The following is a 24,832-nucleotide window of genomic DNA, read 5'->3' on the forward strand; positions in this document are numbered from 1 at the left end:
AGACCATGAGTCTTGCGCCCCCTGCGTGCATGGCAGTTTCAGGTACCCAGACAATCATCAGTGACATATAACGAATGGCCAGTTTCGTGGCCAGGCCAGGCATGCCGGCTGTCCGACGGATGGGACGGTGCCCGATGAGATTTGAAGGAATAGGTTTTGATCAAGCGTAGAAAGGTTGCAATCGTTGGTTGTGCGTACCGTTTTCCTGGCTCTTCCAATGCAGGCTTCTGGCAAAACCTGATGGAGGGCCGCGACCTGGTGACCCAGGTTGACCCGTCGCGTTGGAACAAACGCGAGTTCCTGCACCCGGACAAGGCCAGCCCTGCATCCAGCTACACCTTCGCCTCAGGCACCCTGGGTGATATCAGCGCTTTCGACGCTGGCTTCTTCAGCATCTCGCCGCGTGAAGCCGCGATGATGGACCCGCAGCAGCGCATGCTGCTGGAAATGTGCTGGGAAACCTTCGAAAACGCCGGGGTCAAGCCGTCCAGCCTGCGTGGCAGCAACTGTGGCGTGTACCTGGGCATCGCCGGTGTCGAGCAGTCCTACCGCCTGCTCGAGGACCTGTCGGCCATCGATGGCGCCACGGCGACCGGCAACACCATGAGTATCGCGGCCAACCGCCTGTCGTTCTTCTACGACCTGCGTGGCCCGAGCATGGCCATCGACACCGCCTGCTCGTCGTCGCTGGTGGCCTTCCACCAGGCGTGCCAGGCCATCCTCAGCGGTGATGTCGACCAAGCCGTAACGGGTGGTATCAGCCTGCACATGCACCCGTTCGGCTTCATGATCTTCGCCAAGGCGACCATGCTGTCGCGCACCGGGCGCTGCCAGTCGTTCGACGAAAACGGCGACGGTTACGCCCGCTCCGAAGGCGGCGGGTTGTTCCTGCTCAAGGACTACGACCAGGCAGTGGCCGATGGAAATACCATTTTGGCGGTGGTGGCGGCCAGTGCGGTGAACACCGACGGGCGCAAGTCCAGCCTGACCCTGCCCAATGCCGAGGCCCAGGCGGCGTTGCTCAAGCGCGCTTACGCCCAGGCCGGCATCGCCCCCGAGCAATTGGACTACCTGGAGGCCCACGGCACCGGTACCGCCGTGGGAGACCCGATCGAAACCCGCGCCATCGGCGAGGCACTGGGCCAGGCGCGCGGCGCCGGCAACCCGCTGCCAATCGGCTCGGTGAAGAGCAACCTCGGGCACCTTGAAGCCGCCTCTGGCGTGGCTGGCCTGATGAAGGCACTGAACTGCCTGGCCGAGCGCACCGTGCCCGCTACCATTGGCGTGCAGGCGCTCAACCCGAACATCGCGTTCGCCGACCTCAACCTGCAGGTGGTCACCGAGCCCCTGCCGCTGAAGGCCGATGGCCAGTTGATCGTAGGGGTGAACTCGTTCGGCTTTGGCGGCGCCAACGCCCATGTCATCCTGCAAAGCCCCGAGCCACAGGCGCCGGCAGCGCAAGCGGGCAGCGCCCGGCGCGTGCCGTTACTGCTCAGTGCCAAGAGCGAACAAGGCTTGCGCGCAACCGCTGAACGCTTTGCCGCCTACCTGGCCGGGCAGCCCCAGGCCGACTATTACGATGTGGCCTACCAGGCGATGTTCCGCCGCGATGCACACAGCCACCGCCTGCTGCTGGTCTGCGACAACGCGGCCGAAGCCGCCCAGGCGCTGGACGACTATGCCCAGGACCCGACCCTCAGCGAACTGAGTGCAGTGCTGGAGGCCGGCCAGGCTCTGGACGGCGCCTCGGCACCGGTATTTGTCTATTCCGGCAACGGCTCGCAATGGCAGGGCATGGGCCGGGCGATGCTCGACCAGCCGCTGTTCGCCGCCGCCGTGGATGAAGTGGACGCGTTGTTCCAGCCCTTGGCGGGCTACTCGCTGCGCGCCGAGCTGCTGGGTGACAACGGCGAAGGCCGTTATGCACGTACCGAAATCGCCCAGCCTGCGCTGTTTGCCCTGCAAGTGGCGGTTACCAAAGTGCTGGCTGCCGAAGGCATCCACCCGGTGGCGGTGATCGGCCACAGTGTGGGTGAAGTGGCGGCGGCCTGGGCCAGCGGCGCGTTGAGCCTGGAGGACGCCACCCAGGTCATCTACCACCGCAGCCGCCTGCAGGGCCTGACCCGTGGTACCGGGAAGATGACGGCGGTCGGCCTCTCGGGTGAGGCCACGGCGCAACTGATTGCCGAACTGAAACTGGATGGCCGCCTGGTGGTGGCGGGCGAGAACAGCGCCCGCGGCGCCACTGTGGCCGGTGAGGTCGACGCCCTGGCACTGCTGGAAGCGGCCCTGGAAGAGCGCCAGGTATTCGCCCGTCGCCTGGACCTGGACTACGCCTTCCACTCGCCGGCCATGGACCCGATCAAGCAAGCGGTTATCGACGACCTCGCGCATATCCGCCCGCAGGCTACGAAGATCCCGTTCTACTCCACTGTCGTCGGTGGCCAGTTGAACGGCGAACGCCTGGACAGCCAGTACTGGTGGCAGAACATTCGCTTCCCGGTGCTGTTCCAGGGCGCGCTGGCTGCCTTGGTGCGCAATGGCCTTAACCTGTTCGTCGAAGTGGGCCCGCATGCGATCCTGCGCAGCTACGTCAACGATGTGCTGGTTGAGTGCGAACAACCGGGGCAGGTGATTGGTACCCTCAAGCGCAACGACCACAGCCCGCTGCTGCTGGAACGTACCGTAGCCCGCCTGCAGATTGCCGCCGTCGAGCCACAGTGGCAGGCACGCTTCCCGGTGACCGGGCGCCCGCTTCGCCTGCCTAACTATGCCTGGCAGCACGACCATTTCAGCTTGCCGGTCACTGCCGAGGCCTATGGCCCGCTGAGCCACGAGCGCGTGCACCCGTTGCTGGGTTACCCGGTAACAGACCAGGCGCTGACCTGGGAAAACCGCCTGGATACCCAGCAGTACCCGACCCTGGCCGACCACAAGGTGGGTGAGTCGGTACTGTTCCCGGGTGCAGGCTTTACCGAGCTGGCCCTGGCCGTGGCGCAACTGCACCAGCCGGGCGAGTTCGTCGATATCGAAGAGCTGGAAATCCACAACCCTCTGCTGCTGAGCAGCGAAGTCATCAAGAAAGTGCGCGTGCAGGTCGAAGAGGCCGACGGCACATTGCGCATCAGCTCGCGCACGTTGATGCAACGCGAAGACTGGGTACAGCACGTGGTTGCACGCTTGCCGGGCGAAGCGCGCGGTGTGCTGCTGGACTCCCGGGCACCGGCGTTGCCAGCCCGCCCGGCAGACTTCACCGGCGAGCAGCACCTGGCAATGACCAGCGCGGTTGGCCTGAACTACGGCCCCGCTTACCAGACGGTGGCCGCAGCCTGGGTGGAAGGGGAGCGCGTGTTGGCTCAGTTGGTCGTGCCTGCTGCCATCGAACACGAACTGGCAAGCCTGCACCTGCACCCGGCGCTGCTGGATGGTGCCTTCCAGCTGATTACCGAGCTGCTGGCCAGCCGCCAGGGGCATGACGATGGCCTGGCGTTCATCCCCGTCAAGCTTGGGCGCATTGCCTTTACCAATGCTGGCGGTGTGCCGGTGCTGGCCGAGGTGCGTCAACGCAAGCGCACCGCGCATTCGCTGCTGGTCGACTTCACCCTGTTCGATGCCAGCGGCGCTGCCGTACTGGCGATCAAGGATGCGCGCATGCGTGCCGTGCGCCTGCAGTACGACCGCAGTGGCGACATCAAGCGTATGGGCCATGTGGGGCAGGCCGCGCCAGGCGCGGTTGTGCCTGTGCAGCGTAACGCCGTGGCCTGCTCGCCGCTGGTCGAGGCCTTGCAGTGCCTGGCCGACGAGCCGGCACAGGTGCGTTACCTGAATGAAGTGGAGCCACTGCTGGATGTGCTGTGCAGCAGCTTTGTCCTCGATGCGGTGGAACAGGCCGGCGGCCGCATCAGTGCCGAGCAGGTCGCGCAGTGGTCGCAGGGCCAGGGCGACTTCCTGGCGATGCTGTTGCGCCATGCCGAGCACGACGGCAGCCTGCTGCGTAGCGCTGACGGTGGCTGGCAATTGGTCGACCAGGGCGAGCGCCCGACCTCGCAGGCTATCTGGCAAGAGCTGTTCAGAAGCTACCCCGAGTACTTCCAGATTATCCATTCCGTGGGCCGTATCGGCCGTCATCTGTCGGCGTTGCTGGATGGCAGCCAGGCCTTCGACACTCTGCAACCGCGCGAAACCAGCGGTGCCAGCCTGGCGCGCCTGGTGCTGGGTGCGGCAGGGCAGCAGCACCTGCTCAGCGGCATTGGCCAGACCTTGGCCGCGCGCCTGGCGCAACTGCCGCGCGGCCAGCGCCTGCGTGTGCTGGAATTCGGCTTCGGTGGCGCTTCGTTTGCCGAGCTGTTGTACGCCGGCCTGGATTTCGATCGCCTCGATTATGCCTACTGCGTCGCCGAGCCTGAGCTTGAGCAGCGTCTGCGTGACGATTGCCCGGCGCTGGAGGTGCTTGGCCTGGAGCAACTGGCCGACGCCGGTACGTTCGACTGGGTACTGGTGCCTACCGACTTTGGCCCCCTTGGTACCGTGGGTGACGCCCTGCGCCTGGCCAGTGGCCGGCTCAACCCGCACGGCCAGTTGGCGCTGCTTGGGCAGTATCCGGCGCGCTGGGCCGATTTCGTCTTCGGTGCCCAGCCAGACTGGTGGCTGGCCGGCCCGCAGCAGGCGTTGTCGCGCCAGCAAGGCCCGGCGTTCTGGAGCCATGAGCTGCAGCGGCATGGCCTGACCGCGTTGCGCACGCTGGAAGCGTTGCCGGGTAACGCCTGTGGTAGCTACCTGTTGCTGGCGGACAAGCCCGCCGGTGCCGACACTGCTGCACCCGTGGCCGTGCAGCGCTGGGCCGTACTCGCCGAAGCCGGGCAGGGCGCTGCCCTGCGCCTGGCAGAGCAACTGCGCGCCCAGGGCCAGCAGGTTGACCTGTTGCAGCCGGGTGACGCCCAGGCGCTGGCGGCTCAGCTTGGCGCCTTTGCCCAGCCCCCTGAGCATGTGCTGCACCTGGCCGGTTTCGACAGCGGCACAGGCCTCGATGGCCAGGCCGAGCGCTGCATGCAAGCGGCCGCGCTGGTGCAGGCCTGTGAGTCGCTGACGATCGCCCCGCAGTGCTGGCTGTTCAGCCGTGGCGCTGCCGAGCACCTGCACAGCGTCGACACCGCCGCTGACGTTGCGGCCATCGGCGACGCGGCGTTGTGGGGCTTTGGCCGTACCCTGGCCAACGAATCCCCGAACTGTCGTATTCGCCTGCTCGATCTGGCCCACGCGGCAGCGGTCGAGCTGGCGGTACCTGCGTTGCTGCACGCCGACAGCGAAACCGAGCTGGCCCTGGACGCCGAAGGCCGTCGCTACGTGCCGCGCCTGCGCGTGCTGGCCGACCAGCCGCGCCGCGCAGTGGGCGATGCGCAGTGGGTGTGCCTGGGCTTCGACCTGCCGGGCCAGCTGCGCAACCTGCGCTGGGAAGTGCGTGAGCCGCGTCAACCGGCGGCGGATGAGCTGGACATTCAGGTGCGCGCGACGGGCCTTAACTTCCGTGACGTGATGTTCGCCCTCGGCCTGCTGTCGGATGAAGCCATCGAAAACGGCTTCTCCGGCCCTACCCTGGGCTTCGAATTTGCCGGTGTGGTGCAGGGCAAAGGCGCCGAGGCAGTGGGCAACTTCGCCCCGGGTGACCGTGTGGTGGGCTTTGGCCCCTGCAGCTTCGCCAACCGCCTGGTCACCAACGCCAACGCCGTTGCACGCATCCCCGAAGGGATGTCGTTCGAGGCGGCGGCGACCATTCCGAGTACCTTCTTCACCGTGTACTACGCGCTGCATCACCTGGCGCGCCTGGAGCCGGGCGAGAAGGTGCTGATCCACGGCGCTGCCGGTGGCGTGGGCATCGCTGCCATCCAGATCGCCAAATGGCTGGGCGCAGAAATCCACGCCACCGCAGGCAGCGACGAGAAGCGCGACTTCCTGCGCCTGCTGGGCGTCAGCCACATCTACGACTCCCGTTCGCTGGCTTATGCCGACCAGGTGCTGGCGGCCACCGGTGGGCGTGGCGTGGACGTGGTGCTCAATTCGCTGGCCGGTGAGGCCATCAACCGCAACCTGCAGGTGCTGAAGCCGTTTGGTCGCTTCCTGGAGCTGGGCAAGCGCGACTTCTACCAGAACACCCGTATCGGCTTGCGCCCGTTCCGCAACAACATCAGCTATTTCGGTATCGACGCTGACCAGCTGATGAGCGAGCGCCCTGCGCTCACCCGCCGCCTGTTCGCCGAAATGATGGAACTGTTCGAGCAGGGCATCCTGCATCCGTTGCCGTTCCGCGAGTTCGACGCCAATCAGGTGGTCGAAGCCTACCGTTACATGCAGCAGGCGCGGCAGATTGGCAAGGTCGTGGTGACGTACGCCAACCCTATCCAGCAAACCGTCGACACCCGCGTGCAGCCGGTGCGGGCATTGCAGCTTGCCGCCGATGCCAGCTACCTGGTCACCGGCGGCCTGGGTGGCTTTGGCCTGCGTACTGCGCAGTGGCTGATCGACAAAGGTGCCCGTCACCTGGTGTTGCTGGGCCGTCGTGGCCCGGCCAGTGAAGAGGCCCAACCGCAGCTGGCGTTGTGGCACGCCCAAGGTATCGATGTGCAGGCCGTGGCGTGCGACATCACCGACCGTGAGCAACTGCGCGGGGTGTTTGATCGCATTGGCGCCAGCCCATGGCCACTGCGTGGCCTGGTGCATGCCGCGACGGTGATTGACGACAGCCTGATCCGCAACCTTGACGGCGACCAGTTGCGTCGCGTGCTGGAACCCAAGGCCAAGGGCGCTCAGTACCTGCACGAGCTGACCCAGGGGCTGGCGCTGGACTTCTTCGTGATGTTCTCCTCGGCCACCACCTTGTTCGGCAACCCCGGCCAGGCCAACTACGTGGCGGCCAACCACTGGCTCGAAGCCCTTGCGCGGCACCGTCGTGCTCAGGGCCAGGCAGCCACCGCCGTGCTGTGGGGCGCCATCGACGATGTCGGTTTCCTGGCGCGCAACAGCCAGATCAAGGACGCCCTGCAGAGCCGCATGGGGGGCTCGGCGCTGCGGGCCGAGGCAGCCTTGGCACAGCTCGAGGCCATGCTGTTGCAGGGTGATAACGGCCATGGCGTGCTGGAGCTGGACTTCAAGGCCCTGGCGCGCTTCCTGCCGAGCGCCACTACACCGCGCTTCAGCGAACTGGCCCGTGCCTACGGCGGCGATCATGAGGATGAAGGTGGCGGTGAAGACATCCAGCGCATGCTGGAGGAGCTTGACGATGGCGAACTGCTCGAACGCTTCGTAGACATGCTCAAGCACGAGGTGTGCGAGATTTTGCGCCTGCCGCCAGCACGCCTGGATGCCCAGCGCCCGCTGCAGGAAATGGGGCTCGATTCGTTGATGAGCGTTGAGTTGGTGGTGGCGCTGGAGGAGCGTTTCGGTATTCGCCTGCCGGTGATGGAGCTGAGTGACAGCTCCAGCATCGACAAGCTTGCCGCACGCTTGCTGGAGCTGCTGCGTGGTGAAGCGGGCAGCGGCGAAGAGCAACTGGCGCAGAATGTGCTTGCCCGCCATGGCAGCGAGCACAGTGCCGAAGAGTTGGCGCAGTTGAACGCAGCCTTGGCCGACAGCAACGCGGCACCCAACCGATTGATTGATTAAGAGTGCCAGATGACAGCCAGAACCCCGACCGGCCTTGGTGGCGATGCCAAGCAACGCCTGATCCAGCAAGCCCTCGCCCGGCGCCGCCATGTGGCTGCCGAGGGCGAGCAGGGCGCCACCCTGGAGCAGGTACAGCAGGCTGCCCTGAAGGTGCCCGAAGCGCACTATCGCTTTGATCAGCACCCGGGGTACCAGCAACTGCGGGTACTCCAGCAAAGCGCCATGCAGTTGGGCGTGAGCAACCCGTTCTTCCGTATGCACCAGGGCACCGCCGGTGCCCAGACGCAGATTGGCGAGCGCGAGTTTCTCAACTTTGCCAGTTACAACTACCTGGGCTACTCCGGCCACCCGACCGTGGCCGAAGCGGCCAAGGCGGCGATCGACCGCTACGGCACCTCGGTGTCGGCCAGCCGCCCGGTTTCTGGCGACCGCCCGCTGCACCGTGAGCTGGAGCGCGAACTGGCGCGCCTGTACGAGGTGGACGATGCGGTGGTGATGGTCAGCGGCCATGCCACCAACGTCACCACCATCGGCTACCTGTTCGGGCCACGCGACCTGGTGGTGCATGACGAGCTGATTCACAACAGCGTGCTGCAGGGTATCCAGCTGTCCGGTGCCCGCCGTCTGAGTTTTGCCCACAACGACTGGCAGGCGCTGGACCGCCTGCTGGGCGAGCAACGCCAGCACTTCGAGCGGGTGCTGGTGGTGGTGGAAGGCATCTACAGCATGGACGGCGACTACCCCGAGCTACCCCGGTTCGTCGAGCTCAAGCATAAGCACAAGGTTTTCCTCATGGTGGATGAAGCTCATTCGCTGGGGGTGATGGGTGCGACGGGCAAAGGTATTCGCGAGCACTATGGGTTGGCTGGCGATGACGTCGACATCTGGATGGGGACCTTGAGCAAGACCCTGGCCAGTTGCGGCGGGTACATTGCGGGCCGCACGGCACTGATCGAGCACCTGAAGTTTCTGGCGCCGGGCTTCTTGTACAGTGTTGGCATGCCGCCGGCGGTCACGGCCTCTGCGTTGGCAGCGTTGAAGCTGCTGGCTGCAGACAGCGAGCGGGTAGCGCAACTGCAGGCGCGAGGGGAGCTGTTCCTGCGCCTGGCGCGTGAAGCTGGGTTGGACACGGCGACCAGTACCGGGTTGGCGGTGATCCCGGTGATTACCGGCAGTTCGTTCAAGGCCGGCCGCTTGTCCAGCGCCCTGTTCGAGCGTGGCATCAATGCCCAGCCGATCCTGTACCCGGCGGTGCCGGAGCATTCGGCGCGGGTGCGGTTTTTTGTGTCTTGCGAGCATACGGAAGAGCAGATCAGGCATACCGTGGCGGTGGTGGCGGAGGAGATGGCGCGGCTGGGGTGATGGCCACGCCTACAGCCAGATGGCATCCCAGTGTGGGTATTCGCCGACATTGGGTGCCAGGCCGGCCCTGACCGGGTTGGCAATGATGTAGCGAGCGGCGTTGAGCAGGTCATCATCCTTGCGCATGGCGCGATCGCAGTAGCCCGCCTGCCAGATGGGGTTGGCTGTTACGCCAGCCTTGTGCAAGGCAAGGCTGGACCTTGATTTGAAGCGGCGCATCAACGTGGCCAGTGTCACCTGTTTCAGTTCTATCAGCCAATGCACATGGTCGGGCATGACCACCCAGGCCAGCGTGACGCAGCTGTTTTCCCGGTCTGCCTGGCGCAGGTGATTGACCACCAGCCTGGCCAGGTTGAAGTTGTGAAACAGCGGGCGACGCTGGTGGGTGACGGTTGTCAGCATGTACAGCCTGCCGGGGTGTGAAACCCGATGGCGGCGCAGATGGTGGGCGTGGGCGTAGTGCATGTGGTCATCCTTGAGGCTTCGATCGTTCGAGCCAGCGTAGACGTCCTCATGACGTCAGCAGCGATTCAACCATTGCAGAATGTGCCCACTGACCAGGGGGGGACGGTGATTGGCCAGGGATATTGGCTAGCAGGCCCGGCCCTTTCGCGGGTAAACCCGCTCCTACGACGGCCTGCGCCCAACCACGGATGCGTTTCCGTGTAGGAGCGGGTTTACCCGCGAATACGGTGGCGGCAGCAACGGTGAACGGCCAGGGATACTGGCCCGCAGGCCCGGCCCATTCGCGGGTAAACCCGCTCCTACGACGGCCTGCGCCCAACCACCGAACTGTGTCCACCCCAGATCAGGTGTAGGAGCGGGTTCACCCGCGAATACGGTGGCGGCAGCAACGGTGAACGGCCAAGGATACTGGCCCGCAGGCCCGGCCCTTTCGCGGGTGAACCCGCTCCTACGACGGCCTGCGCTCAACCACGGATGCGTTTCCGTGTAGGAGCGGGTTTACCCGCGAATACGGTGGCGGCGGCAACGGTGAATGACCAGGGATATTGGCCAGCAGGCCGGGCCCTTTCGCGGGTAAACCCGCTCCTACGATGGTCTGCGTCTCACCACCGGGCCGGGGGCCGGGCGGGGGTCAGATATGCGGTGCCTCATACGCATTCAACTGCTCCACAAACCGCCAATGGCTCTTCTTGCCAAACCCCATCAACCGCTTCAACCGGATATCCCAACGCATGTGGTGGTTGGCAATCCATGGCAATGCAAACAGGTGCGCCCCGCGCCATGGAATGAACGGGTTACGCCGCAGGCTGGCATATATCTCGACGCGGTGGCTGGCCTGATGGCTTGCACAACGGGCATGGAAACCAGACGTGTCGGCCACCACCAGGGTGTTGGCTGGCACCGCAAAGCGACGGGGCGGCGGCAAGCCGAGGGCCGCCAGCTCGGGCTCGTCGATGCGGAATGAACCCTCACGGTGCATCTGCTCGCCGGAGCGCGCCGCCCCCAGGCTTTGACGATACTCCCAGGCCAAACGCTCCGGCGTCAGGCGGTGCGAGCCCGGCACATAACTGAACGGCCCTTGGTCATCCGCCACATCGTCCAGGAACAACCACGCTTTCGCCGTGGGGTGGAAGGTGTCGGCATGCAGGCGGGTCTGCGGGTCCTGGTCGGCATTGGCAGCGTCGATCACGATCGACTGCAACTGGTAGGTAATGCCACCTGTATTGGACGACGCATAGGCAATCAGGTCGCGCACCCCACGGTCCGCCACAAACGCCGCACTGGCCGGGTTTTGCGCCAGCACGTCCTGGTCAAGGCTGACCCGGCGGGTAACCGCGCGGCCCTGGCGCATTTCCCAGCCAGTGCTGCGCAATGCACCCAGCTCGGCGCGCAAGGCCGCAAACTGCTCGGCAGGCAGGGCGTTTTCACGAATGAAAAAACCGTTCTGCTCAAAATGCGCACGCTCACCGGCATCCAGCCGCGAGGCCAGCGCATTGCGACGGTAACCTGCCATGGCCATCGCCAACTGACGACGCTGCACATGCAGGCCCAGGGCATTGAGCCGGGCGCTGCCCAGCACCGGGTTGTTCTCGAACGACTTGGCATGGGTAGCCAACTGCAGGCAATGCCAGGGGAGTGCCGCGTAACGGCCGATGTCCTTGATCGAAACAGGCATGATCTAGTCCTTTGATGGGGCCAATGGCCGGCCACAGCCGAGCATGGTCCGGGTATAGTTGAGCAACGGCGCCACTCGCCGATAGGCCACCGGCGCCGGGTGGGGCGCGCTGAGGCAGGCGAGGGCGTGCCAGGCATCGCAGGGCAGGTCTTGCTGGACGTCGGCATAGCGCGCATAGCGCAACAAGGCGCCGGCTACCAACTGGTCCAGGGTTAAACGCCGGGTGCGGCGGGGCAAGGGCTGATGGTCCTCGGTCAGGCCCCAGCCGGCATAGAACGGCGTGCCATAGGTGACCACCGGCAGCCCGCGCAGCAAGGCTTCGAAACCGGCGGTGGAACTGAGCGTATGCAGCGCATCGACCTGGCCATACAGGCTGGCGATGTCCACACCCGCCAGTACCTGATCGGCCAGCCCCACCAGCTGTGCCGGGGCGATGTGCCCGCGGCGCTTGCCGGCCTCCACGTCGGGGTGCGGCTTGTACAGAATCCAGGCATCCGGCAACCGCGCACGCACCTGTTGCAGCAGCCGCAGGTTGCACCCGGCACCGCCACCGCTGCACAGCGCCGAGGCGTCATCCTCGACCTGGCCCACCACCAGTACCCTCAGCTGCCCCGGCTGCCCTAGCAGCACCGGGCGCACATTGCTGCGCAGGTTGAACTTGCTGGTGCCGCTGGCAACGATCTGCGCCCGCAAGCGCGCCGCTTCGGCCAGGCATGGGGCGTCGAATTCGCCACGCTGCAACAGCTGCTCCAGGTCGCTGGCAGACTGCGCATCGTAATGAATGCCACCCCGGTCCAGCACCAGTGACAGCGCCGGGCTGTTGGTCGCCCCCAACCCCGTGGAGCGCAAGAAACCATCCTCGACCCGCCACACTGGCACCCCCGCCTGGCGCGCACGTTCGGCCAGGCCGGCCGGCTCGCGCGCAGCCCATACCAGCAGCCGGCCCTGTTCGGCCGCTACCTGGCTTATCAGTTGCGGGCTGTCCACGCTGAAGCGCAACTGCCCCCAACGGCTTGCGAAAAAGCGCCGGATGTTGTGCTGCTTGTGCCGCTTCACGCCCAGTACCGTGGTGGGGCCGGCAAACGCAGCATCGCGGGCTTTCTTGCTGGCCAACTGGCGGGCAACGGTCAAGGCATCGGTCAATTGGCCGCTCAATGGGTCGACATAACGGCAGTAACGCACGTAGGCCGCCGCCACCAGTTGCACAAGGTCTGGCCGTGCCTGCCGGCGAGCAATGGCCATGCGGTCATCGGTCAGCCCCCAGCCCGCATAGAACGGCAGCCCGAAGCAGGTGACCGGCACACCCTGGATCAACGCCTCCAGCCCGGCCTGGCTGGTGCCCACGTACACGCGCCGGGCACGCCGGGCCAGTGACGCCCAGGCTACCGGCCGCGCCTCCAGAGTTACCCCACGGGCCCGCGCGGCATCCAGCAGGCAACTGGGCTTCTGCCCGCCCAGGCAGTCCGGGTGAATGCGCACGCGCACGTCGGCATCCGGGTTTTCTGCCAGGGCCTCATCCAGCATTCGCACGTAATCGGCTTCGCATAGCCCGCCGCCCGGGATCGAATAATCCCCGGCAGTCTGGTCCACCACCAGCACCAGCGGTCGATCACGGCCCAGCGGGTCGTCGTCGGGCAGGTCCTGGGCGTTGTTGTACTTGCCGATGCCGCTGCTGCGCATCAAGGCAATCAGTTCGCGGGCGCAATTCAGTTCATATGCGCTGAGCGCCTCGGGCTGCTGCAGGATGTTTTCCAGCAGCGAAGGGCGGTCAGCCAGGTAGTGGATGCCCACCGGGTCGACCACCATGGACATCGGCGTATCGCCCTCGATGCCAAGCGAGGACGAGCGCAAAAAACCGTCTTCCAGCGCAATGTAGGGCAGCCCCCAGCGCTGGCACAGCACCCGGGCATGGGCCGACGACTGCTTGTAGCCGATACCGGCAATGGCCTTGAGCCCCTTGGGCGCCTTGCGGCCACGGCGCCACAGCCAGAAGGGCGGGCCTTCCGGGCCGAGGAACTGCGGCAGGTGCAGGACCTTCCAGGCCACCCATTGCGACATGATGCCGACCCAGCCGCTGCCGTCTACCAGGGCATCGGGTGGCGAGTAACCTTCGGGCGAGTGGGGTGCAAAGGGCGGTGTGTTGTGCATTACACGGCCCGCCACATGTTGCGCACCGGCGGGAACGGCACCCAGCGCTTGCGGCGCAGGGCAAAGCCATTATGCAGGTACAGGTGCTGCGCCCGATGATTGCTCAGCGGCACCTCCAGCTCTACCTGGGTAAAGCCCTGGCCGGCGGCGTGCGCGCAGCACGCCTGCACCAGCGCCGAGCCCACGCCTTGCTGGCGTGCGGCCTTGCTGACCCGCAGCCCGTACAGCAAGAACGGGTAGCGCCATTCGCGCAGCTCGCTCAGGCAGAACCCGATAAACCGCACCCAGCCACTCAACACGCCGAACTCACGCACGAACGGCCGCCAGTGCAAGGCAAATGGCCCGCGCCGGCCATGCTTGAGCGCGGCAAAGCCCAGTGCCTGCTCGCCGTCGAAGGCCAGCAGCACACGGTCCCAGTGGATAGCCGCCCCCAGCAGGCGATAGCGGCAGGCCGTATTGCCAATCAGAAACGCCAGCGACCCCCGGCCCTCGGTCAGCAAACGGGCCAAGGCAGGGTCTGCGGCACGCTCCGGCGACAGGTCCGATCCCAAAACGATACGCACCACGTTGTCAGGCTACCCCGGCACTGGCCATGGGCGTGTCCTGGCGGGTTGCCGGCGCCAAGGCATGGGCCAGCAATGTGCTGGAAAGCTGCTGCACCGGCATTGGCCTGGCCCCGCAGCCAGGCTGGCGGCGGTTGGACCACACCAGGTAGTCGGTATCACCCGCGGGCGCACCAACAGCCTGGTATACCTCGGGCAGGATCGGCACATGGTCGCCAAAGAAGCACAGCAGCGCCTCGTTCGGCTGGGCCAGCAAGGTTTCGCGCAGCATGCCCAGCATGCGGTCGGCATTGCCGATGTGCCGCAGGTAGGGCGCCAGGTCTTTCATGCCCGGTTGCAGCGGGCGGTCGAACCAGGTGGGCAGCTCGTGCGCGGCTACGCTTTCCAGGTGCAACGGGCCATGGTTTTCCATGGTGACCGCATGGATGAACAGCGGCTGGGTGCGGCCTGGCGCCTGCAGCAGTGCGCGGATTTTGTCTGCCACGGCGCAATCACCAATGAACGGCCCGGCCTTTTGCGAAGCGTTGAACGCCTTCACATCGATGAATTCATCAAAGCCCAATGCCGGCAGCACCTTGTTGCGGCCATAGAAACCACCATCGTACGGGTGGATGCAAATGGTCCGGTACCCCTGCGCCTTGAGCCTGGAGGCGATACTGGGCAGGCCCTGGCGGGCCAGCACCCGGTACGGGTTGAAGCGGTGCACGCCCAGCCGGTCGGCAGGGATGCCGGTAAGGTAGGCGAACTCGGTCCGCACCGTATTGGCGCCCCAGGCCGCCACCTGCAGTTTGCCCCGGGCCAGCGCCTGGCTGGCCAGCAGGTCGTACTGGTCGAGCACTTGCGGGCGCACGCCAGGCCACAGCCCACGCACATCGAAGAACGACTCGCTCTGCACCGAGACCAAGTCCGGCAGCGCCCCGGCCTGGGCCACTGTCGGCTGCGAAGAGGCCGGCGCAGCCCCACCCGCAAACGGCGAGCCCAGCCCGTCCCGGTCCACCGGCGCCCGCGCCGCCCAGAAGTACCGCCACAAGCTGGCCGCCAACCCCCAGCCACGCACATCCTGCTCGGCATCAAAACTCGGCTTCACAGGCCGATGCCCCAGGCGCAGCAAGCCCAGGCCCAGCGCCAACGGTAGCAACGCCTCAAGCCGCGCGCCCGCCACCTCGAAGCTCAACCCCGCCCACAGGTAAACCAGAAACCCCACCGCCAGCAGCGCGGCTTTGCCAAAGCCAAAGAACGGCAAGTACAACCGCGGAAACTTCACTGCATCGCTGAAATACTCGAAATCTGCACACACAAACGGCTCGCGCAGCGAGTGATACTTGGCGTTGCTTACCAGCACGATCAGCAGCCACAGCAGCAACACATTCACGCCACTGAATAACGGCCGCGCCGTCAGCGCATACAACAGCCCGAAGGCCACACACCACAGCCCCGCGTGCAGCAGCCAGCAATCGGCCGGGCGACGCAGGGCAGGGCGGGGAACCAGCAGGCGCTCGACCGCGACGGTCAAGCCCAGGCCAATCAAAGCGACCGGCAACATGGAAACATCAATCACTGTACTTCAACCCACGCAGGATCATCGAAGAAAGCCACTGCGGGATAAGCCCCAGCAGCCAGGTGCCCAGGTTGAGCGGGAACGGAAAGCTGATACGCGCCTGGTTCGCCGCCAGCCCGCGCTTGATACGCCTGGCCGCTTTGTCGGCGGTCCACAGAAAAGGTTTAGGCCCGGGCATTTCGAAGCACATCTTCGACTCCACATACCCCGGCACAATCACATTCACTTTTACCCCTTCCGGCGCCAGCCAGTCGCGGATGGCCTCGCCGTACACACGGATGGCGGCCTTGCTGGCGCTGTAGGTCGGTGTGACCGGCAAACCACGCCAGCCCGCCAGTGAGCTGAACAGGGCGATCTGCCCGTCGCCACGGCTGCGCATGGCGGGCAGGGCGGCTTCGACGGTGGCCAGGGCGGCCATCACGTTCACTTCCATCAGGGCGCGGCTGTCGTCCCAGTCTTCCGCTTCGCCATTGGCGCCCACGGCGGTGTTAAGCCCTGCGCCCACCAGCACCAGGTCGGGCTGATGCTGCTCGCTCACCCGGCGCACCATGGCCCGCAGGGCGTCCAGGTCGCGCACGTCGAGGGCTTCCAGCAGCACCTGGGCACCCAGGGCGCGGCATTGTTCGGCCATTTCGGCCAGGCGGTCCTGGCGCCGGCCTTGCAGGATCAGCGTCACCCCCGGTGCGGCGTAGGCAGGCGCCAACGCGCCACCGATACCGCCTGTGGCGCCGGTGATGAGGATGCAGCGGGGTGAGGCATGCGAACTCATAGGTATTTTTCGATTCTTGAGGTTTTCGCCATCAGCACTTCCAGGCAGTTGGCCACGGCCATGTCCATGCCGCAGGCGGTGTAGAAGCCGCCGTTGACCTGGGTGGTGTGGATGACGGTGTTGCGGAAGCGTTGAAACAGCGTGTTGTCGGGCGCTTCGGGCTGCTGCCAGAAATCATCCAGCCCGCCCTGGTGGGTTAGCCCCGGCATCGCGTAGATCGGCTCGGCCAGCGTGCAGGTAGGGCGGTGGTGCAGCAATGCAGAAGCCCCCGCGGTACTGTTGACGGTGATCATGCCGGTGATGTGCGAGAGCAGCGTAGGCATGTGCCCGCTTTCCATGAAATCGACACGCTCGGCCACGTCGTACTTGCGCGCCAACTGCTCGGTGACCTTGCGGTAGTTGACCAGCCCGGGCGTCAACGGGTGGTTTTTCACCAGCAGGCGCGCATCGAAGGGGGCGTTGAGCGAGAACGAGTCGATCACATGCTCGATCACCTGGGTCATGTTCTGGAACGGCGAGTGGTCGCGGATTTGCGCATCGCTGTCCAGCTGCAAGGGCAGCAAAAACGTGGGGTGCCGCTCGCGGGCCACTTCGGCCACCAGCGCGTCGTCATGCACACGGGCGCGCAGCAGGCGCATGCCCTGGCGGATGAACCCGGCGTACTCCATGGCGGCGTTGAACGGGGCATGGGTGCGGTAGCGCGGGAAGCACAGCCGGTTCAGCGCGCCGCCGGCATGGTACAGCACATCGTGCGTGGCACGTGCGGCGAACGACAGCTTGAACGGGTTGCCATTCTGATAGCGCGGAATGTACTTGCCCACATCGCGGTACCACTGCGGGTCACGTGGCAAACGCGAGTTGTTGTTGACCCCGTCGCGCTCCAGCGTCACCCAATAGGGCCGAAAGTAGCCTTCCTCGAACACGTGCACGCGAATACCCGACAGCCGCGCCAGGGTCACGGCCGGGCGGTGTACCGGGCGGCAGTCGCCGAACAGCACCAGGTCGGTGATATCCAGTTGGCGGAACACCTGTGAATACCAGGCCTCCATGTCTTCCGGGGCGTGCGGGCAGGTCAGCTGCGCGCCGCCGGGGCCGTACAGGGCGTCACCGACGTTGAAGCGCACACTGTGCACTCGCTGGCCGATATCCCGCAGCCCCTTGGCAAGGCGGCTGAAGAAGGGCGAACTGACACCCTGAAGCAGCAGAAAATTGTGTGACGGGATACGCAGCAGCGGACCACGCGTCGCCCTTGCATTCAGTTGGTCGGGCGCTTCATGCCCAACAAACTGCTCAAGCGTCGTTTCAAGTCCTGCCATCGGGAGGGAGCTCCAGGCTGCGGTAAGGCGTGCCAATTTTGTAGTTCGTATAAGGTTCGTTCGGCGGTGGTGAAGCGGTTGGTCACCAGGCTTACGTAAGTGGGGTAGAGCAGCAGCGTGCCCGCTACCAGCTGGTCCAGCGTCAGTTGTCGGCTGCGCCGTGCCTGCACCGGTGCTTGAAGGTCCATGTCGCGGGTCAGCCCCCAGCCGGCGTAGAACGGCTGGCCATAGGTCGTCACCGGCACACCGCGCAGCAGGGCCTCGAAGCCCGACTGCGAGGTCAGTACATGCAATTCATCGACCACTTCCAGCAATTGCTGCAGTGGCGTATCGCCGATCACTTCATCGCACCAGTGCACGGTTTGCGCTTCGTCGTCACCGCGGGCGCGCGTGCCGGCCAATACCTCTGGGTGGGGTTTGTACAACACCCACGCATCAGGGTTTTGCTCGCGCACGGCGCGCAGCAGTTGCAGGTTGCTGCGGATACGGTTGCCGCCAAAGCGGATGGAGGCATCGCCCTCCACCTGGCCAGGCACCAGGATCACCCGTTGCGCATGCGCGGGGCGCTGCCAGCTGGCGCCGGGCAAGTTGTACTTGGTCAGCCCCGCCGCGCAGATGGCCAAGCGCAAAGCATGCGCGCGGGCTAGCAACTGCGGGTCGAACGGCTCTTCAGCCAGGATGCGCTCCAGGCGCGAAGGCCGGGTGGCGTCGTAGTAAATACCCAGGTCATCGACCACCCACGACAACGGTCGCGCCTTGCCGGCGCCCAGGCCGACCGAGCGCAGGAAGCCGTCTTCCACCCGGTTGACGGGTAGAGGGTGGGCGCTAAGGTGGGTGTCGTGCTTGCAGCCCCAGGACACCACGGGCAAGTCTTGCGCCAGCGGTTGCTCGGGCTTGACGAAGCGAATGGCCGCGCCATTGAAAAACAGGTTTGCCAGCGGTTCTTTCCAGCGGCTGAAACCCAGCATCTGTACGGTGCCTGGCAACACGCTGCGGTGCCGCCGTTGCAGGCCCAGCCAGTTGATCAGCACCTCTGGCGTACACGGCTGACCTCGTTCTGGGCAGACATAGCGCGGGTAGGCCACCAGGCTGGCATGAATCAGTTGCGCCAACGGCACAGGCTTGCGGCGTGAAGGTGCCGGCAAGCGGTCGTCGGTCAGCCCCCAGCCGGCATAGAACGGCATGCCCCAGGTGTGCACCGGTACGTCCCAAAGCAAGGCATCGAAGCCCAGTTGCGACGTCATCACGAACACTGCACGCATGCGGGGCAGCAAATCGGCCGGGTGAACATTGTGGGCCAGTACCTGCACCCGCGGGTTGCCGGCCAGCGCTGCCAGGTCGAAGTGCCCGGCCTTGCGCCCGGCCACCACGTCGGGGTGCACCTTGAGCACGATGGTGCTATGCGGGTAGCGGGCCAATGCCGCCTCCAGCATGGCCCGGAAGTCGCCGGCCCCTGCACCTTGCAACGAGGCATCGCCACAGGTCTGGTCGGCCACCAGCACGCAGTCGGCCGGCAACGCTGGCAGTTCGATGCGTGCGTCGTTGTACTTCGACACCCGTTGCTGCTGCCACAGGTCACGTAGCGCCAGGGCACGTTGGGTTTGCTCGGCGTCGAGGGGCGTGGCGATCAACTGTTCGAGGCGGGACGGCTGGGAAGCGTCGTAGTACACGCCCACGTCATCGACGATCAGCGACAGGGGCGGCTCGTCGGCGCCCAGGCCCACGGAACGGATGAAGCCGTCTTCCAGCGTGAGAACGGGCTTGCCAGCCTTGCGCGCCTCGGCCATTGCCTTGATGGCGCTTGGCTTGCGGCCCCAGGCCATTACCCAATCAGCGAGCTCGACATCGCGCACAGCACCGCTTTGCAGCGCGAATTCGGGCAGCAAGGCAGGCAACGTACTGATGCGCTGGGCTCCTTTTGACAGGATCAGCAGGCGAGGGCGGGGCGAAGCGTCGTCCATATACGTGGAGCGGCATCCATTCAGCAAAGGGGCGGCATGGGCTTATAGCCCTGCGGGTCCGGTGGAAACAAACGAGGGCGAATCTTAATACAAATTCACATTTGTAGGCGCGCCGCTGAGCAAAAAACGCGAAAAGAAATTAGACGATATGTGCAGATGATGACCTATGGCATCAAAATGACATCTGATCCCGGCAAACTCCTCGAAACCGCGGCGCACCACACCGCAGGGGGAACGTAACGCACGCCTGTAGGAGCGGGTTTACCCGCGAAGCTTTTTCCCCCCATGGGTACAAAAGCTCATCTACTCCTGCTCCAGCATCCCTAGCAAATAGTGGTATTTCTCCAGCAATAACCCCATCCGGTCGCGCTCCTTGTACTCAGCGACCGTTTCTGGGCGCAAGCAATGGAACAGCGCCGTGAGGAGAAACACGTAGCGCAAGTTCCCTAGCGCCTGTTCCACATCGAAGCGCTCCGGCAGGGCTGCTCGGTACGTCTCAATGAACTCGGCCTGCGCTGCCAGGAATACCTTCATGTCCTTGCGCCGGAACAGGCTGCCCAGGTAGGCGCCGCCGTCAAAGCCTATGCGCCCAACCTTTACCTCGCTCCAGTCGATCAGGTGCAGTTGGCCATTGTCTACGAATAGGTTTTTGCGCAGGTAATCCATATGGCTGATGCAGCGTGGGCTGCTCTTTGCTCTGGTTGCCATCTTGCGCGTCAGTGGCAAAAAGGCCTTGAAGCGCTCCGCTAGGCCAGCAAACCGATCGTCTTCTAGCCCGAGCTTCTGTAGGGATGGGAGGCAGCGAGCAAAGTTAAAGCGTGGTCGCAGCAGAAACCAAGGTCTGTAGAAATCCATGCTCCACAGCAAAGGTGTCTTGACCAACGGTTGTGAGTGAAGATAGCTATGGCTGAGGATTTCCAGTTCGGCAATACCCCATGCCAACTGTTCGGCAATGGCGTGCATGTGGGGCGGTTTGCCATGCACAAATTCGGTGAAGATCAGGCTCTCCCAAGGTGTTTCGATAACCCCTAGGCAGCAGGGATAACGGAAGTGGGTACTACCTGTGAGCATGCCCTCGGAGCGATGAAAGCGCGCCTCCTGGCTGCCGATGAATGCCACCTTACGAATTGACTTTTCCACCACCTCTACCGCAAACCCAGTAGACGGGTCCAGAAAGCGATGATGACGAACATAATTCACGAATGAGGCATTCGCCCCCAACACTTCAGTCCTGATATCCAGAGCCTTCCCACGCCATTGAGGAACCAGCGCGCTCAAGTGGTCCTCGAGAGGTCCGCGGGACCAGCGGTAAAGCGTTCTGCTGGGCATTCGCTGGCTGGTTGGAGGGGCGTTTACATCCATGTTGGCAGTGTCACACGTCAATTTAAAGCTGGTGAGGAGGGGTATGCTGCTTTATGAGCGTGCTTCACACAACGAAAAGTTACCTCAAAGGTTTGATTTACAAGTGCGTAAGGACTGATTCTCGATCATGTCCCGGGAAGTGGTGTAACTGAACCAGCCGAAGGTTTCGCCTTGCCTGACCTTCGTCTCAAGGCTTTCATACAGACCCTAAGGTTGAGTTTGCGAAGACCAAACACTCACCGGAGAAACCACAATGGCCAAGCCCACCATCGCATTGACCGAGTAGGTTGAGAAAGGGGGAGATGCAGATCTGCTAAAACAAATGATCCAGTTCGTAGCCCAGCGCAGGATGGGATTGGACATCGAAGCCTGTGCGGCACTGGCTTCGATGTCAAAAACCCAGACCGGAAAAACAGCCGCACCGGCTACCGTGATTGCCTCTGGTAGACCCGCGCCGGCGATGTCGACCTGAAGATCCCCAAGCTGTGCTAGGGATTCTCCGATCAAGTCAGCTCAGGCCATCTGACCTGTGCTGAAATAGCCCTCCGTCCAACTGCCCTCTATAAGCCCGTCATCCAATGAGTCAGATGAGCTTTTCCGATTTCGAGTACGCCGGTAAGCGCAAGCAAAACCGTCGCGAGCGTTTCCTGGCCGAGATGGAACAGGTGGTACCGTGGAGCGGTTTGTTGGCATTGATCGAGCCGCATTGCCCAAAGGCCAGCGGTGGTCGCCAGCCGTACCCACTGGAAACCATGCTGCGTATTCACCTGCTGCAGAAGTAATTCTCGTTGAGCGATCCAGCCATGGAGGAGGCGCTGTACGAGATCACTTCGAGGCGCCAGTTTGCTCGTATGACACTCAGCGCTCCGATCCCTGAAGACACGACAATCATGAATTTCCGGCAGCTGCTGGAGAAGCATCAGTTGGCGGCGGGCATTCTGGAAACCATCAACAATTGCCTGCGAGACAAGGGCCTGTCGTTGCGCCAGAGCACCATTGTCGACGCCACCATCATCCACGCACCCAGTTCTACCAAGAACAAGGAAGGCAAACGCGATCCTGAGATGCATCAGACGAAGAAAGGTAACCAATATTTCTTTGGCATGAAGGCGCATATCGGTGCAGATGCCGAGTCGGGGCTGGTGCACCGCGTCCACGGCACAGCGGCGAATGTGGCCGATGTAACGGAGGTCGCTCAGCTGTTGCATGGCGATGAAAATGTTATCTGTGCCGACGCGGGTTATACCGGCGTGGAGAAGCGGCCGGAGCATGAAGGAAGGCCGGTGATCTGGCAGGTTGCGGCTCGTCGTAGCACCTACAAGCACTTGAGCAAACGCAGCGTGCTCTACAAAGCCAGACGCAAGATCGAGAAGGTCAAAGCGCAGGCACGAGCGAAGGGCGAACATCCATTCCGTGTGATCAAGCGCCAATTCGGCTATGTGAAAACCCGCTTCCGTGGCTTGGCCAAGAACACGGCGCAACTGACCACGCCATTTGCCCTGTCGAATCTGTGGATGGTGCGCCGGCAATTATTACCTGCTGCGGGAGAGGCGCGCCCGTGAGGGCAGAAAACCAAGGCCGTGCCTTGGTTATCCAATAATCAGCGGCTGAAAATCGGGCTTTTCGGCATCCCCAAGCCGTCCATTTCCGGCTGATGGGCAACTTGTTCGGAGCTTCCCTAGGGGGAGGGCTTGCCTGCGATAAGCATGACAAAGCGTGGGCTGTAGCAGCAAAGCGATCAGAACGTCTGCCAGGAGCCCATCGGGCTATGCTTCTCGCTGAAAAAATCTTACCATTCGCCCCTTCGCAACTCTTCAGCTGTCGTCAGGGACGAAAATGAATCACCTCAGTATTGCCAAAGAAGCCCTCATTGCCCAGGCTCAAGCCGTCAAACAATTGGCTGACCGTATCGACGGAGAATTTCAAAGCGCCATCGAATTGATTCTCGCTTGCAAGGGGCGCACCGTAGTTTGCGGGATGGGCAAATCTGGCCTTATAGGTCAGAAAATGGTCGCTACCTTTGCCTCCACTGGCACCCCTAGCTTCTTCCTGCACCCTGCTGAAGCCTTCCATGGCGACTTGGGTATGCTCAAGCCAATCGACGTGCTAATCCTAATCAGCTACAGCGGTGAAACCGAAGAGCTGATCAAGCTAATTCCGAGCCTGAAATCATTTGGTAACAAGTTTATCGCTATGACTGGCAACGGTAAGTCCACATTGGCCAAGCATGCTGATATCTGGCTTGACATCTCAGTAGAGCGCGAAGTTTGCCCCAATAACTTGGCTCCTACGACTTCGACCCTGGCGACCATGGCCATGGGGGACGCGTTGGCAGTCGCCCTGATTGACGCTATCCAGTTCAAAGCTATGGACTTCGCACGCTATCATCCCGGCGGTAGCCTTGGGCGAAAGTTACTGACTCGTGTACGCGACGTGATGCACTCGCCTGCTCCCGTAGTAGCGCCAGATACCAGTTTTCATGATTGTCTGTTGGTCATGACGCGTAGCCGTCTGGGTATGACTACCGTCATGTATGGGGATAAGCTCGTCGGTATTGTTACGGACGGTGACCTTCGTCGTGCGCTAGTGGAAGATGAAGGCATTGTCCATGCCAACGTAGAACAGTTTATGACGGCTAACCCTCACACCATAGAAGAGGATGCTCAGCTATCGGAGGCTGAAGCCTATATGCTGGAAAATAAAATTCGAGCCCTGGCTGTAGTTAACGAGGCAGGTGCCGTCGTAGGCGTAGTCGAGATCTTTGACTGATAGAACTGCATGCGCCCGTTGCATTAGGGGTTATGCCAGTTTTCAGCAGAAAATCGCATAGAGTGCTGAAGTTCTTGCTTTTTTGGCTAGTTGTTTTTTGTGATAGGAATCTGCTGATTTGGAGAATCGCTCGGTAAGTGAGTCAAGGCGACCAAAGGATGGCTTTTTTTTGCTGAATTTCTGGGTGCATTTAGAAGTTTTTATTCTAGTCTTGCTCAATTCGAGAGAGGAAAAATGCTAGAGCTAGTACTCAGCGCGCAGCGTTGCATCGATAAGAATTTTGATGCATCACTACTACTCCTACAACCTTCGATCCGTCACATTGCATTATGGCCTAGATTGCGAAATGTACAGTAAGCATCGCAAGGTGGACGGCGTATCACGCCTGATTGGTCGTTATCCGCTGGCTCGCATTTTTTCGCCTCTGGCTTGAAATAAGGCTTTCATATAGGCGTTTTTTGCTATTCGAAACCACGGTCTAATATGAAAGTAATGGGTTTTATGGATTAAGTTAAGAGGTAGTGGTTGCTGTGCTGTGCCAGGGGGGCGCTCATTGTTTTTTGTGATCAAGCTAAATGAGTTGTAGTAGAATCTTTTTTGTAGTGGGGCGCAGAGATTTTTTGTGGCCTCGCTCATTAATGGGGGGGGCGCAGTTATGCCAAGAGAGCTTGATTATACCTCGTAAGGTATTTTATGTTCGGCCTATTTTTTAAATCCTAGCCTAGAGAATTAAAGCGAATTCGTATGAATGTTTTCAAGTTTCTAGAAAGCCCGCCAGATGAGTACTTAGAGTTTCTTCCTGAATGTAGCGGCAAATGGTCGAATATAAAAGAGCTAGCCTTTATGTTTGATATGTTGTCTAGGAATATTGGTGGGGTTCAGGTTCCTAATGAGCTAATTCCATGTGTTCAAAGTGCTATTGAGAGATCCCCTTACTTGGTGGGGCGTAACGCAGTAGGCTCAAACGTTTCGCTTCATCCAGCTTCGCAGATTTTTGATGCGGGCGAGATCAAATCATCTGATGCTTTTTACAAAACTTTGATTGGATTGAGAGATTTACAGCAGGACTGCTTGTTTATTTGCAGTGGCCGAATTGCACTAGAGTTTATATTGCGATGGAAGCACGCTCTCGCTAATAAGTTCTTTATTGCTGATGCGTCGAGTGAGTTGCCAATTGTATTTGTATCGTCTAAGCAAATTGTGAAAGCGCTAGGATTGGAGAAATAAA

14 protein-coding genes and 1 pseudogene are annotated in these 24,832 nt (G+C 62.6%); 5 read left to right on the forward strand and 10 right to left on the reverse strand.

All coding sequences use genetic code 11. The features are described 5' to 3' along the window. Window positions 1-156 precede the first annotated feature (156 nt). Together N5D53_RS14395 and N5D53_RS14400 are read left to right on the forward strand one after the other, a co-directional pair. Window positions 157-7,656, forward strand: coding sequence for a type I polyketide synthase (locus tag N5D53_RS14395; RefSeq protein WP_190870062.1), 7,500 nt, complete (start codon window positions 157-159; stop codon window positions 7,654-7,656). Between the two features lie 9 nt (window positions 7,657-7,665). Further along, complete coding sequence (locus tag N5D53_RS14400; RefSeq protein WP_190870063.1) at window positions 7,666-9,018, forward strand: aminotransferase class I/II-fold pyridoxal phosphate-dependent enzyme; 1,353 nt, start codon at window positions 7,666-7,668, stop codon at window positions 9,016-9,018. 9 nt (window positions 9,019-9,027) lie between these two features. Here the strand turns inward: N5D53_RS14400 and N5D53_RS14405 are convergent, their stop codons facing one another. From N5D53_RS14405 to N5D53_RS14450, 10 genes are all read right to left on the reverse strand, one after another. Beyond that, window positions 9,028-9,483 carry a transposase gene (locus tag N5D53_RS14405; RefSeq protein ID WP_190870064.1) on the reverse strand — a complete coding sequence of 152 codons (456 nt, stop codon included), beginning with the start codon at window positions 9,481-9,483 and terminating at the stop codon, window positions 9,028-9,030. Between the two features lie 631 nt (window positions 9,484-10,114). After that, window positions 10,115-11,158 (reverse strand): phytanoyl-CoA dioxygenase family protein, encoded by a 1,044-nt coding sequence (locus tag N5D53_RS14410; RefSeq protein WP_004577660.1) that lies wholly within the window; start codon window positions 11,156-11,158, stop codon window positions 10,115-10,117. Between the two features lie 3 nt (window positions 11,159-11,161). Beyond that, complete coding sequence (locus N5D53_RS14415) at window positions 11,162-13,306, reverse strand: capsular polysaccharide biosynthesis protein (RefSeq protein WP_190870065.1); 2,145 nt, start codon at window positions 13,304-13,306, stop codon at window positions 11,162-11,164. After that, a complete protein-coding gene (locus N5D53_RS14420) occupies window positions 13,306-13,872 on the reverse strand; it encodes a GNAT family N-acetyltransferase (protein ID WP_121162019.1) in 567 nt (188 codons plus the stop codon). The genes N5D53_RS14415 and N5D53_RS14420 overlap by 1 nt, the downstream gene beginning before the upstream one ends. 4 nt (window positions 13,873-13,876) lie before the next feature. Further along, window positions 13,877-15,412: an LTA synthase family protein gene (locus tag N5D53_RS14425; RefSeq protein WP_279840486.1), complete on the reverse strand. Its 1,536-nt coding sequence runs from the start codon at window positions 15,410-15,412 to the stop codon at window positions 13,877-13,879. A 7-nt stretch (window positions 15,413-15,419) separates the two neighbouring features. After that, on the reverse strand, window positions 15,420-16,196 hold the full coding sequence (locus tag N5D53_RS14430; protein WP_003252728.1) for an SDR family NAD(P)-dependent oxidoreductase: 777 nt from the start codon (window positions 16,194-16,196) through the stop codon (window positions 15,420-15,422). After that, complete coding sequence (locus N5D53_RS14435) at window positions 16,193-17,512, reverse strand: capsular biosynthesis protein (protein WP_064492482.1); 1,320 nt, start codon at window positions 17,510-17,512, stop codon at window positions 16,193-16,195. Before N5D53_RS14435 ends, N5D53_RS14430 begins: the two co-directional genes overlap by 4 nt. Continuing rightward, window positions 17,452-19,473 (reverse strand): capsular polysaccharide biosynthesis protein, encoded by a 2,022-nt coding sequence (locus N5D53_RS14440; protein WP_279840487.1) that lies wholly within the window; start codon window positions 19,471-19,473, stop codon window positions 17,452-17,454. The genes N5D53_RS14435 and N5D53_RS14440 overlap by 61 nt, the downstream gene beginning before the upstream one ends. 303 nt (window positions 19,474-19,776) lie before the next feature. After that, window positions 19,777-20,751, reverse strand: coding sequence for a phosphotransferase (locus tag N5D53_RS14445; RefSeq protein WP_274094641.1), 975 nt, complete (start codon window positions 20,749-20,751; stop codon window positions 19,777-19,779). A 291-nt stretch (window positions 20,752-21,042) separates the two neighbouring features. After that, complete coding sequence (locus N5D53_RS14450; RefSeq protein WP_279840489.1) at window positions 21,043-21,342, reverse strand: hypothetical protein; 300 nt, start codon at window positions 21,340-21,342, stop codon at window positions 21,043-21,045. 71 nt (window positions 21,343-21,413) lie between these two features. Between N5D53_RS14450 and N5D53_RS14455 the strand changes: the two are divergent. The 3 genes and pseudogenes from N5D53_RS14455 (at window position 21,414) to N5D53_RS14465 (ending at window position 24,831) form a co-directional block, all read left to right on the forward strand. Beyond that, window positions 21,414-22,397, forward strand: a pseudogene (locus N5D53_RS14455) (IS5 family transposase). Between the two features lie 274 nt (window positions 22,398-22,671). After that, window positions 22,672-23,604, forward strand: coding sequence for a KpsF/GutQ family sugar-phosphate isomerase (locus N5D53_RS14460; RefSeq protein WP_279840490.1), 933 nt, complete (start codon window positions 22,672-22,674; stop codon window positions 23,602-23,604). A gap of 744 nt (window positions 23,605-24,348) precedes the next feature. Further along, a complete protein-coding gene (locus N5D53_RS14465; protein WP_279840491.1) occupies window positions 24,349-24,831 on the forward strand; it encodes a hypothetical protein in 483 nt (160 codons plus the stop codon). Window position 24,832: the final 1 nt, after the last annotated feature.

It is taken from the genome of Pseudomonas sp. GD03862 (assembly GCF_029840855.1).
Lineage (GTDB): Bacteria > Pseudomonadota > Gammaproteobacteria > Pseudomonadales > Pseudomonadaceae > Aquipseudomonas > Aquipseudomonas alloputida.

Excerpts from the sequence above, each read along its gene's own strand:
- N5D53_RS14465 (WP_279840491.1), top strand. The coding sequence starts at position 24,349 with ATGAATGTTTTCAAGTTTCTAGAAAGCCCGCCAGATGAGTACTTAGAG.
- N5D53_RS14430 (WP_003252728.1), bottom strand. The coding sequence starts at position 16,196 with ATGAGTTCGCATGCCTCACCCCGCTGCATCCTCATCACCGGCGCCACA.
- N5D53_RS14440 (WP_279840487.1), bottom strand. The coding sequence starts at position 19,473 with ATGGACGACGCTTCGCCCCGCCCTCGCCTGCTGATCCTGTCAAAAGGA.
- N5D53_RS14410 (WP_004577660.1), bottom strand. The coding sequence starts at position 11,158 with ATGCCTGTTTCGATCAAGGACATCGGCCGTTACGCGGCACTCCCCTGG.
- N5D53_RS14425 (WP_279840486.1), bottom strand. The coding sequence starts at position 15,412 with ATGTTGCCGGTCGCTTTGATTGGCCTGGGCTTGACCGTCGCGGTCGAG.
- N5D53_RS14400 (WP_190870063.1), top strand. The coding sequence starts at position 7,666 with ATGACAGCCAGAACCCCGACCGGCCTTGGTGGCGATGCCAAGCAACGC.
- N5D53_RS14460 (WP_279840490.1), top strand. The coding sequence starts at position 22,672 with ATGAATCACCTCAGTATTGCCAAAGAAGCCCTCATTGCCCAGGCTCAA.
- N5D53_RS14435 (WP_064492482.1), bottom strand. The coding sequence starts at position 17,512 with ATGGCAGGACTTGAAACGACGCTTGAGCAGTTTGTTGGGCATGAAGCG.
- N5D53_RS14415 (WP_190870065.1), bottom strand. The coding sequence starts at position 13,306 with ATGCACAACACACCGCCCTTTGCACCCCACTCGCCCGAAGGTTACTCG.
- N5D53_RS14405 (WP_190870064.1), bottom strand. The coding sequence starts at position 9,483 with ATGCACTACGCCCACGCCCACCATCTGCGCCGCCATCGGGTTTCACAC.